12 protein-coding genes are annotated in these 10,084 nt (G+C 63.4%); 10 read left to right on the forward strand and 2 right to left on the reverse strand.

All coding sequences use genetic code 11. The features are described from left to right. The first annotated feature begins 85 nt into the window (after nt 1-85). From QE494_RS09445 to QE494_RS09465, 5 genes are read left to right on the forward strand one after another with little or no spacing between them, the layout of a single operon-like run. Nucleotides 86-790, forward strand: coding sequence for a DUF1045 domain-containing protein (locus QE494_RS09445; protein ID WP_300042744.1), 705 nt, complete (start codon nt 86-88; stop codon nt 788-790). Continuing rightward, nucleotides 787-1,383, forward strand: a complete 597-nt coding sequence (gene phnN, locus QE494_RS09450; protein ID WP_300042745.1) for a phosphonate metabolism protein/1,5-bisphosphokinase (PRPP-forming) PhnN — start codon at nt 787-789, stop codon at nt 1,381-1,383. The genes QE494_RS09445 and phnN overlap by 4 nt, the downstream gene beginning before the upstream one ends. Nucleotides 1,384-1,427: 44 nt before the next feature. Continuing rightward, a complete protein-coding gene (locus tag QE494_RS09455; protein ID WP_300042746.1) occupies nt 1,428-2,324 on the forward strand; it encodes a glutamate ABC transporter substrate-binding protein in 897 nt (298 codons plus the stop codon). 3 nt (nt 2,325-2,327) lie between these two features. Continuing rightward, the gene (locus QE494_RS09460) at nt 2,328-2,990 is read left to right on the forward strand and encodes an amino acid ABC transporter permease (RefSeq protein WP_300042747.1); all 663 of its coding nucleotides are present in this window, start codon (nt 2,328-2,330) and stop codon (nt 2,988-2,990) included. Continuing rightward, the gene (locus QE494_RS09465) at nt 2,987-3,787 is read left to right on the forward strand and encodes an amino acid ABC transporter permease (RefSeq protein ID WP_300042748.1); all 801 of its coding nucleotides are present in this window, start codon (nt 2,987-2,989) and stop codon (nt 3,785-3,787) included. The genes QE494_RS09460 and QE494_RS09465 overlap by 4 nt, the downstream gene beginning before the upstream one ends. 3 nt (nt 3,788-3,790) lie before the next feature. On the opposite strand, the gene QE494_RS09470 is transcribed toward QE494_RS09465, so the two are convergent. After that, nucleotides 3,791-4,672, reverse strand: coding sequence for a metallophosphoesterase (locus tag QE494_RS09470; RefSeq protein ID WP_300042749.1), 882 nt, complete (start codon nt 4,670-4,672; stop codon nt 3,791-3,793). Between the two features lie 133 nt (nt 4,673-4,805). Between QE494_RS09470 and QE494_RS09475 the strand changes: the two genes are divergently transcribed. Genes QE494_RS09475 through QE494_RS09495 form a run of 5 tightly spaced genes read left to right on the forward strand, consistent with a single transcriptional unit; the run spans nt 4,806 to nt 9,688 of the window. Continuing rightward, entirely contained in the window at nt 4,806-6,065 is a 1,260-nt protein-coding gene (locus QE494_RS09475) for an ABC transporter substrate-binding protein (protein WP_300042751.1), read from the forward strand. 8 nt (nt 6,066-6,073) lie between these two features. Next, nucleotides 6,074-7,012 carry a carbohydrate ABC transporter permease gene (locus QE494_RS09480; protein ID WP_300042752.1) on the forward strand — a complete coding sequence of 313 codons (939 nt, stop codon included), beginning with the start codon at nt 6,074-6,076 and terminating at the stop codon, nt 7,010-7,012. 9 nt (nt 7,013-7,021) lie between these two features. Beyond that, entirely contained in the window at nt 7,022-7,837 is an 816-nt protein-coding gene (locus tag QE494_RS09485) for a carbohydrate ABC transporter permease (protein WP_300042753.1), read from the forward strand. A gap of 18 nt (nt 7,838-7,855) precedes the next feature. Beyond that, nucleotides 7,856-8,941: an ABC transporter ATP-binding protein gene (locus tag QE494_RS09490; protein ID WP_300042754.1), complete on the forward strand. Its 1,086-nt coding sequence runs from the start codon at nt 7,856-7,858 to the stop codon at nt 8,939-8,941. 3 nt (nt 8,942-8,944) lie between these two features. Then, a complete protein-coding gene (locus QE494_RS09495; protein WP_300042755.1) occupies nt 8,945-9,688 on the forward strand; it encodes a tyrosine-protein phosphatase in 744 nt (247 codons plus the stop codon). A gap of 126 nt (nt 9,689-9,814) precedes the next feature. On the opposite strand, the gene QE494_RS09500 is transcribed toward QE494_RS09495, so the two are convergent. Beyond that, nucleotides 9,815-10,084 (reverse strand): hypothetical protein (locus tag QE494_RS09500; RefSeq protein WP_300042757.1); only part of this gene is annotated, 270 nt, incomplete at its 5' end.

A 10,084-nucleotide genomic window follows, 5' to 3' on the forward strand; every position in this document is an offset into this window, starting at 1 on the left:
ACCGAGGGCCAGCCGATCGAATACGCCCGCACCTGGTTTGCGGGCGACCGTGTGACCCTGACCGTGAACCACGAGGACTGAAACAATGCAGGCAGCCCCTGATCTATGCGCCATCTACTTCGCGCCCGACCCGAACAGCCCCTGGGGACAGGCCGGCAGCCAGTGGCTCGGGCGCTGCGCAGCCACGAAGCGGCACCCGCCCTTGCCCCGCATCGAGGAGCTGGCCCCCGATGTGCAGACCGCACTGACCGCCGACCCGCGCCGCTACGGCTGGCATGCCACGCTGAAGGCGCCCTTCGCACTGGCGCCGGGTCAAGACATCCAAGCGGTGCTGGCCGCCATGCAGCGTCTGGCCGGCGAGTTCTCCGCCTTCGATTTGCCGCCCCTGGGGGTGGACCGCAGGGGCCATTTCCTGGCCTTGCGGCCTATGGGCGACTGCGCGCCGCTGCAGGCGGTGGCTGCGGCCTGCGTCACCCGACTGCAACCCCTGGCCTTGCCGCTGGGCGAAAGCGAACTGGCCCGGCGCCGGCGCGCGCCGCTCACGCCCGAACAGGACGCGTTGCTGTGCCAGTGGGGCTACCCCTGGGTGCTGAACCACTTTCACTTTCACTTTTCCCTGAGCAACACGCTCGAAGGCGTCGATCCCTCGCTGCGTGTGGCACTGGCAGACGCCGCCAGCGAGCACTTCGCTTCGTTAGGGCCTTGCCGGTTTGACCGACTCGCGCTCTTCGTGGAGCCGGAAAAGGGCGCGGACTTCCAACTGGCCGAGTTCGTGCCGCTGCAGCCATGAACGGGCGGCTGATCTACATCGTCGGCCCTTCGGGAGCAGGCAAGGATAGCCTGCTGGCTTGGGTGCGGAAGCACCTGCCCGCCAGCGCGCCCTTGCACTGGGCCAGGCGCGCCATCACCCGCCCGGCCGATGCGGGCGGCGAGGCGCATGAGTGCCTGGATACCGAAGGCTTTGAGAATGTCGTGCAGGCGCAGGGCTTCGCCATGCATTGGCAGGCCAACGGGCTGCGCTACGGCATACGCCGCGAGGAGCTGGCGCACCTGACGCATGAGGTGCACGGGCGATGGGTGCTTCTCAATGGCTCCCGGGCCTACCTGCCGGAAGCAGCCCGCCTGTACCCCGGCATGACCGTCATTCACATCACTGCGGACGCCAACGTGCTGCGGCAGCGGCTGGCAAAACGCGGGCGGGAGAGCGCGCAGGAGATCGAGCGCCGGATCGAGCGTGCCGTCGACCTGCAAGTGCCAGAGGGCAGTGCCTTGCACGAAGTGCGCAATAACGACCAGCTCGAAGCCGCTGGCCGGCAATTGATGACCCTCATCGAGGCGATCACGGGGCATGGCAGACGCCCAGGTCGAGCCGCCGGTGACTGATATACAGTGGTAGCTTGTACACACCCAAGGAGTCCCCCTTGTCCATGACCTACACCCTCAAGGGCGCCCTAATCGCCGTGGCCTTTGCCACCAGCGCGCCGCTTTTCGCCCAAGGCACCCCTATTAATGCGGAAGCATTCGACGCGCTGATTGCCCGGGGGCCTGTTGCCGACGCAGCGACTATCGCGTCCAGCACCTGGGCCACCAAAATCAAGCAGACCGGCACGCTGCGCCTGGGCGCCACCCAGACATCCAACCTGTTCTCGCTGCTCAACGAGAAAGACAGCAAGCAGCGCGGTTTCGACGCGGGCTTGTCCCAGCTCCTCACGCGCTACATCCTGGGCGACGCGACCAAGTACCAGTTCACCCAAATCAACTCGTCGACCCGCGAGCAAGTGCTTGTGAACGGCCAGGTGGACATGGTGGTGGCCACCTACTCCATCACCCCGGCCCGGGCAGAGCGGATTTCATTTGCAGGCCCGTACTACACCTCGCAGGCGGGGGTTCTGATCAAGTCGACCACTAAGACGATCCAATCCCATGAGGATCTTGGCGGAAAGAGAACCGCCACCCAAGCAGGCTCGACGGGGCCTGCGATCCTGGCGCAATTCGCGCCCAAAGCCGTCGTGCAAGAGTTCCAGACCCACCAGGAAGCTCTCGACGCCCTGCGCCAAGGCCGGGTGGAAGCCTATGTGACCGACTACACCCTCCTGCTCAATGTGCTGAGCCTGGGCACCGGCGACGCGCAATTGGCGGGCGCTCCTTTCGGTGCACAGGACCTGTATGGCATCGGTCTGCCCAAGGGCTCGGACGGCGTGGCCTTTGTGAATGCCTTTTTGAAGAGAATCGTTGCGGATGGCACTTGGGCCCGCCTGTGGACGGTGTCCATCGGGCAGCGCACCGGCAGCACCAGGGTTCCGACGCCGCCTGCGCTCCCCTGAAAAATGGGCAGTGTCCTGAAGGTCCTGGCTGATTACGGGCCTGCCTTCGGGCAGGCCCTTTTGCTGACCTGGAAGCTCACGGCCATCTCCTTCGTGGCCGGCTTCGCACTGGGCATTGTGGTGACGGTGGCCCGGCTGCTGCCGCTGCGGCCGCTGCGTTTCGTGCTGACGACCTATGTGGAGATCTTTCGCAACATCCCGAGCGTTGCGCTGCTGATCTTCGTCGTGTTCGCCCTGCCTGACCTCAATGTCCTGATCGACTACGAGCCCAGCGTCATCCTAACCCTGACCCTGGTGTGCTCCGCCTTCACGGCAGACTACCTGCGCACCGGCATCAACACTGTAGGCATCGGCCAGGTGGAAGCCGCACGCAGCTTGGGACTGAGCCCGAGCGGCGTGATCGTGTCGGTGGTGCTGCCGCAGGCGCTGCGCTCGGTGGTCCAGCCCATGACCTCCCTCTTGATCGCACTGATGCTCTCGACCTCGCTGGCGTCACAGGTGCCGCTGCCGGGCCGGGAGCTCACCGCGCTGGTCGCCAAGATCGCCAACGACTCCGCCATCGGAATGGCGGCGTTTGCGGTGGCGGCTTCGGCCTACTTGGGATCGGGTCTGCTGATCGCGTGGGCGGGCGCCGCACTCGAAAAGAAGGTGCGTATCCTGCGATGAGCCGCGCACTCGAAGATGTTCTTTTTGGCGACCTGAGCCACAAGGCGCAGGCGCTGACACGGGCTGCGAGCGTGGTCGTCGCGGCGGCACTGCTGGTGCTGGCGGCCGCAGTCGTTTTTCGGTTCCATGCCGCGGGCCAGTTTGAAGGGCGCCTCTGGGAATTTTTTGCCTGGCAGACGACCTGGGCCTTCCTGGCCAAGGGCCTGCTCGGCACACTGGCATCGGCGGCCGTAGCGGCCGTCATCGCCCTGGTGCTGGGGTTGGTGCTCCTCCTCGGTCGCCTGTCCCCGCTGCGGCTCCTGCGCTGGCCCGCCATTGCGGTGATTGAATTTTTGCGTGGCGTGCCGACCCTGCTGCTCATTTATGTGTGTTTCTTGCTCCTCCCATCGCTCGGATTCAAGCTCAGCGCCTACTGGATGTTGACCTTGCCTGTAGGACTCAGCACCGCCGCCGTGGTGGCGGAGGTGTACCGCGCAGGCGTGCTGGCCGTACCCCGCGGCCAAACCGATGCGGCCCGGGCGCTGGGTTTGAGTGAGGCGCGCGTCTTTGTGCATGTGGTCTTTCCCCAGGCGCTGCGCTTCATCGTCCCGGCACTGGTGGCCCAACTGGTGATCGTGGTCAAAGACACCACCTTCGGCTACGTCGTCACCTACGGCGAGCTGATGCAAAACGCCAAGGTGCTCATTGCCAACTACCGCTCGCTCGTGCCGGTGTATCTGGTTGTGGCGGTGCTGTACTGCCTGGTGAACTACGCGATTTCTAGGGCAAGCCAGCGGCTGGGCCGGCGCGTGCCTTGACCATCAGTGTCCGCTGGGTGATTGCGCGGCACTGGCCGTAGCGGCCTTCATCTTGGCGCGCAGATCGCCATAGGCACCGGGTACGTCGACGAGGTCTAGGTTCTGGGCGCCGGTCGGGGTGACAAAGCGTACGGTCACCTCTGTGCCAGTGAACTCGTATTCCACCAGGCCCACCTCCTTGGTACCGATGCGTGGCTGCATAGCGTCGGGGAGGATGAATGCGGTGGAAGGCGCCCACACATGGCGCACCCCGTCGTGCTCGAACATCCGATGCTGGTGCACGTGGCCGCAGGCGACGAGGCGGAGATTGACCTGCCGCGTCAGGCCCAGCAACTGGGCACGGGGGCCGCGCAACACATAACGGCCCGAGGCCTCATGTTCTTCATCGGGTGTATCCCGGAACAGAGGCTTGTGCAGGAACAGGGCTACCGGGCGTTCACCCGCTTCGGAAAAGGCCTGTTCCAGAAACGCCCACTGAGCATCCTCGGCCGGCAGGCCGGAGCCCAGAAGTTGTGCGTTCAGTGCGATGAAAAACCAGTCGCCCGCCTCCATGGTCCATTGCTCGGCGCCAAAGTGACTGCGGTAGATCTCTCGGCGCGGGTCGCTGATGCCGGCGCCGTGGCTGCCGGGGCTGGGGTTGTCGCCGATGTCGTGGTTGCCGGGGATGGTGCGCACCGGCACCGTCAGACGACCATGCTGCTCGGCGGAGAAGGCCAGATCGTCGGGCACGTTCTCGCCGTTCAAGGCAATGTCGCCGCTATTGAGAACCAAGTCGGGCTGTGCCGCGTTCACATGCGCCACCACGGCATCCCAGTTGGGAACGAAGAACGGGCGTTCGCGGCTTAGATGGGTGTCGGATACCTGGATCAGCTTGAATGTGGCCATGAGAGTCCTTGTGTTGGCTCCAAGCTATCGGGCCGACATGACGCAGCTGTGACGGGCGGCGCTGTCGGGGAGTGTCACACCACGGTCAAGGAGCGCCCATACAACCGACGGATTCCCTGCCCGGAGCACCCTGATGAAAAAAGTCCGCAATCTCCTCGCCAGCCTCGCGCTCTCTCTCGTGGCCGCCATGGCCTACGCGCAGACCGAGATCGTTTTCTACCACTACCAGACCGGCGCGCCCGGCAAAACACTGCGTGCCATCCTGGACGATTTCCAGAAAAGCAACCCCGATGTGGTGGTGAAAGACATCTACAAGCAGTCCGAGCAGATCACGGGAGAAGTGCAGGCTGCACTGGCTGCCCGCCGGCCAGTGGATGTGACCACGGTGATCGGAAAGAATATCGTTTTCTTCGCAGGCGCCACGCCGGCTGTCGCTCTGAACGATCCCAAGAACGGCGACGCAAAGTGGCTGGACGCCTATCTGCCGAACTTCCTGGATGCGGGACGCATCGAGGGGAAGATCTACGCCATTCCGCATGCCTACGGCACGCCGCTGCTTTACTACAACAAGGACATTTTCCGCAAGGCAGGACTCGACGCGGACAAGGCGCCCCGCACCTGGGACGAGGTGATTGCTGCGGCCACCCAGATCAAGCAGAGAACCGGAATGGCTGGCGTCGCGCACCTGCACGCCTCGATGGGTGACTACGGCACGATGGTGATGGTGACCAATGCCGGGGCCACCTATCTGAACAAGGCCGGGACCAAGGCCGAGTTCGACACCCCTCAGGGCGTCGCGGTGTTGCAGATGTGGCAGGACATGGCCAAGACGGGCATCATGCCGGTCGCGAACGACCAGCAGTGGGGCGCGGCCTTCCAAGCCGGCCAGATGGGCATGTACGTCACCTCGTCGGCAGCGCTGCGCGGCTTCGTGGCCTCGGCGCAAGGCAAGTTTGACCTCGGCGTGGCGCAGTATCCGCTGTGGAAGCAGCAACCCCGCCGGGTCAACAATTCCGGGGCTGCCATCATGCTGCACGCTCCGGAGGGCCCGCGTCGCGAAGCCTCCCTGAAGCTTCTGCGCTATCTGTCGCGGCAAGATGTGTCCAACCACTGGTCGCGTGAGACGGGCTACATGCCCCTGATTCGCAACCCGCAGGCTGACCCGGTCATGGCGAAGTACATCGCCAGTTTCCCCCAGGTGCGCCCCTCCATCGCCCAGATGTCTGAGACGCTGCCGACGGCGACCTGGCCTGCCGAAGGAACCCTGGAGGCCCAGGTTCACATCAAGAACATGCTGGACGAGTTGTGGGCTGCCAAGCGTCCGGCCAGCGCCATCGTTCCCGAAGCGGTCCGCAAGGTGAACGAGGCCCTGTCCGTCAACCTCAAGAAGTGACGGTGGGTATGACTGGGGCGGCCACCGTGCCCCCAGGCGGCACGGTGCCTCTGCTCGCCAGGCGGCGGCACCGCCAGTGGCCACTCGCGCCGTTTCTGTACCTGGCGCCGATGATCGTGCTGCTGGCGGTGTTTACCTATTGGCCGCTGCTGCACACCCTCTATCTGAGTTTGGTGCAGTGGAACATGAACCCCGATCAGCCGATGCGCTGGGTCGGCGGGGCCAACTACCGCGGCCTATTCAACTCCCCGCTGTTTGATGCTGCGTTCCGAAACACGCTGATTTACATCATTGCCTCCATCCCGCTGAAGGTTCTGCTGCCGATTCCGATCGCGATATTCGTGTGGACGCTGGCGAGCCGGGGACAGATCTACCGCGCCCTGCTGTTTCTGCCAACGCTTTTCAGCTTCACGGTTGTGGCGGTGGTGTTCCTGTGGCTGCTCAACCCCATAGGGGGTCACTTCGTGCAGCTCGCGCGCCTGTTTGGCGGGCAGTGGCCCAACGTCCTCACCGATCCAGACCTTGCGATCTGGACGATCTTGCTGATCTCCACCTGGAAGGTGATTGGCTTCAATACGCTGCTCTATGTGGCCGGCCTGGCCAGCATCAACCGAGACTATGTGGAAGCCATGCGGCTAGACGGCGCCAGCGACTGGCGCTTGGTGCGCCACCTGCTGTGGCCACTGCTCACGCCGACCACGCTGTTCGTCCTGATCTCTACGATCATCTTCGCGATCCAGCAGGTGTTCACGCCCATCGACATCATGACCGAAGGCGGCCCGCAGAACGGCACAACCAATCTGTTCTACATGGTCTACCAGTACGCATTTCGCACATTCAACGTTGGCTTTGGTGCTGCCGGCACAGTGGTCATCTTCGCGTTCCTGCTGGCGGTCACCTTGCTGAAGATGCGGGTTCTGGATCGCCATGTGCACTATCAGCAATAAGGCGAAGCGATGACACTCAGTGCCCCTTGGCGGACAGTGGGCCATCTGGTCCTTGTTCTGCTGTGCCTGTCTATGGTGGTGCCACTGCTAGTGGCGCTTGGCATGGCCTTCAAGCCGCCCAACGAGGTGTATGCACTGACCCCTTGGCCGCAGGCACCGACGCTGGACAACTTCCGCCGCCTGTTCGAGCAGGTGCCTTTCCATCTCTATATGTGGAACAGCATTGCGACCACTGCATTGCGCGTAGGCGGCCAGGTGGTGATTGCCGTTCTGTGCGCCTATGCCTTCGCTCGCTGGGAGTTCCCTGGCCGGGAGTGGCTGTTCGGTGCCGTGCTGGGCGCGATGATGATCCCGCACACGCTAACCATGATTCCGATCTACATGATGATCGCGGACCTCAAGTGGTTCGATACCTGGCGGGCGCTGGTCATTCCGAACCTGGCCATGCCATTCGCCGTATTCCTGCTGCGCCAGCATTTCCGCTCCTTCCCGCGCGAATTGTTCGACGCCGCCGAGATGGACGGCGCCGGGCATTGGCGAGCGCTATGGCTGGTCGTTCTACCCAATCTGAAGCCCGTCCTTTCGGCGCTGGCCATCATCCTGTTCATCGACTGCTGGAACGAGTATTTCTGGCCGCTGCTGGTGACCGACGCGCCGGAGTCCCGCACTGTGCAGATCGGCATCCGCGAGTTCCTGGAGGCGGACCACAACGACTTCGGCGGGCTCATGGCCGGCGTCACGCTGGCCAGCCTGCCGGCACTGGCAGTGTTCTTCCTGTTCCAGCGCAAGGTGATGGACACCTTCGTGGCCTCGGGCATCAAGTGAGCATAGGGACAACGACACATGGCAGCCATCTCATTCCGCGGCTTGGCAAAACACTTCGGAGCAGTGGCCGCCGTTCAGGACTTCACACTCGACGTGCCCGACGGGGAATTGTTGGTTCTGGTCGGCCCTAGCGGCTGCGGTAAGACCACCACGCTGCGTATGCTGGCGGGACTGGAGGCGCCAACTGGGGGCGAGATCTGGCTGGGTGACCGAGAGATTGCACACCTGCCGGCCCGGGAGCGCAACATCGCCATGGTGTTCCAGAACTATGCGCTCTATCCGCACATGAGCGTGGCAGAGAACGTGGGCTTTGCCCTGCGTCTGGCCGGAGTTAAGCGCGATGAGGTGGCGCGCCGCGTATCGACGGCAGCCGAGATGATGGGTATTGGCGGCCTGTTGGAGCGGCTTCCACGCGAACTCTCCGGCGGCCAACGTCAGCGCGTCGCAGTGTGCCGCGCCATCGTGCGTGACCCGCAAGCCTTCCTTTTCGATGAGCCCTTGTCCAATCTGGACGCGAAGTTACGAATGAGTGCGCGAGCCGAAATCCGCCGGCTACAAAAGCGCCTGGGCGTCACCACCGTGTATGTGACCCACGATCAGGTCGAGGCGATGACGCTGGCCGATCGCATGGTGGTGATGCATGAGGGGCGTATTCAGCAGGTCGGCCATCCGCTGGAAATTTATGCACGTCCCGCCAACACCTTCGTCGCCGGCTTCATTGGCAGCCCGCCGCTGAACCTGCTGCCGGTCAGTGCGTCCGCTACCCTGGGCCTGCCCCAAGCACTTCTGTCATCGAAGTCGGAAGTGGCGACCCTCGGCATCCGTCCAGAAGGTATTTCGCTGCGCGCCTCCGACCTGGGCCGACCGCTGCGCTTCAGGGCCCAACTGGAGTTGGTGGAGGCACTGGGCGCGGAGTCCCTGCTGCACCTGCGCCTAGGTGAATGGTCCCTGCTGGCGCGCATCCCGGGTACCTCGCCCGTCTCGGCTGGCGACACACTGGACCTCGCGATGGACACCTCGGCACTGTGCTTCTTCGGACACGATGGAAATCGGATTGACGACAGTGACCTGCAACACCGCTTGGCCCAAACGCAGAGCACCTAAACAATGAACACTCCTTCGCGCCTTGTCCCGCTCTCGGGCACCACCAATTTTCGTGATCTAGGCGGTTACGTAGGTCATGACGGCCGCTCCGTGAAGTGGCGCAAGCTGTTTCGGTCGGACCATCTGGGGGCGCTTTCCTCAGAGGACATCGGAACGTTGGCGGACTTGGGGCTCGCGCGCGTCGCGGATTTTCGCGGGGCGGTCGAGCGCGAGGCGCAGGCCTGCGCCATGCCCGGGGTGACCGTGCACTCGCTGGCGATCGATCCCAGCGTGGCGCAGAGCATGAAGGCCCACCTGGCGAGCGGCCAGCAATTGAACGCACAGGACACGGTGCGCATGATGGAGAACACCTACCGTGCGTTCGTGCATCACCAGTCGCATCGTTTCGCGGCGCTGTTTGCCCTTTTGCTTGAGAGCGACCAAGCGCTGGTTTTTCATTGCACCGCAGGGAAGGACCGCACCGGTTTTGCCGCAGCGATGATCTTGCTGTCACTCGGTGTACCGCGCGATGTGGTGATGCAGGACTACCTGCTCACCAATGACCACTACAAGATCTCGGATCCAGGCGCATCGGATCTGCCACGCGAGGCCCTGCAGGTGCTGTGGCGAGTTCAGGATACGTTTCTGAATGCTTCCCTCAAGGCCGTGGACACCGACTTCGGGGGTGTCCAGAACTACCTCACAGAGCATTTGCGTGTCGGGCCGCGCGAGCAGGAGCGGCTGGCCGAGCTGTATCTGCAAGCCTGATCTGCTGGCCACCCTGCCGAAACCAGGCAGAAAAGAAGCGTCCGAATGACTGCAAAGTCATGGGAATTCCATCGCGCAAGAGGCGATGAGAGCGCACAGCGTTAGGCAGCACCCACGCCCGCACCGTCACGGCATTCTTTCCCATCTGGCCATCAATCCTCCAATTGCTTGACCCGCAGCGCCAAAGGCGCGGTGTCTGAAAACAATCAGCACCCGCTCATTCACGGGATCAAAGGCGACCATCTGGCCGTAGGCGCCTCGCCAGGTGAAACGAGAGGAAGGTTGGCGCGAGTAAATCCAGGTTTGATAGCCGTAGTCGTCTCCAAAGTACCCTTTGGAGACCTTTTTTTGAATTGAGGTGGCGTCCTTCATGAATTTTTCGATGCAGGCGCCCTC

This window comes from Ramlibacter sp., assembly GCF_029866045.1.
Taxonomy (GTDB): domain Bacteria; phylum Pseudomonadota; class Gammaproteobacteria; order Burkholderiales; family Burkholderiaceae_C; genus Ramlibacter.

Bases quoted from the DNA above. Each gene is read 5' to 3' on its own strand.
- QE494_RS09480 (WP_300042752.1), top strand. From the start codon at position 6,074: ATGACTGGGGCGGCCACCGTGCCCCCAGGCGGCACGGTGCCTCTGCTC.
- QE494_RS09465 (WP_300042748.1), top strand. From the start codon at position 2,987: ATGAGCCGCGCACTCGAAGATGTTCTTTTTGGCGACCTGAGCCACAAG.
- QE494_RS09495 (WP_300042755.1), top strand. From the start codon at position 8,945: ATGAACACTCCTTCGCGCCTTGTCCCGCTCTCGGGCACCACCAATTTT.
- QE494_RS09490 (WP_300042754.1), top strand. From the start codon at position 7,856: ATGGCAGCCATCTCATTCCGCGGCTTGGCAAAACACTTCGGAGCAGTG.
- QE494_RS09455 (WP_300042746.1), top strand. From the start codon at position 1,428: ATGACCTACACCCTCAAGGGCGCCCTAATCGCCGTGGCCTTTGCCACC.
- QE494_RS09475 (WP_300042751.1), top strand. From the start codon at position 4,806: ATGAAAAAAGTCCGCAATCTCCTCGCCAGCCTCGCGCTCTCTCTCGTG.
- QE494_RS09445 (WP_300042744.1), top strand. From the start codon at position 86: ATGCAGGCAGCCCCTGATCTATGCGCCATCTACTTCGCGCCCGACCCG.
- QE494_RS09485 (WP_300042753.1), top strand. From the start codon at position 7,022: ATGACACTCAGTGCCCCTTGGCGGACAGTGGGCCATCTGGTCCTTGTT.
- QE494_RS09470 (WP_300042749.1), bottom strand. From the start codon at position 4,672: ATGGCCACATTCAAGCTGATCCAGGTATCCGACACCCATCTAAGCCGC.
- phnN (WP_300042745.1), top strand. From the start codon at position 787: ATGAACGGGCGGCTGATCTACATCGTCGGCCCTTCGGGAGCAGGCAAG.
- QE494_RS09460 (WP_300042747.1), top strand. From the start codon at position 2,328: ATGGGCAGTGTCCTGAAGGTCCTGGCTGATTACGGGCCTGCCTTCGGG.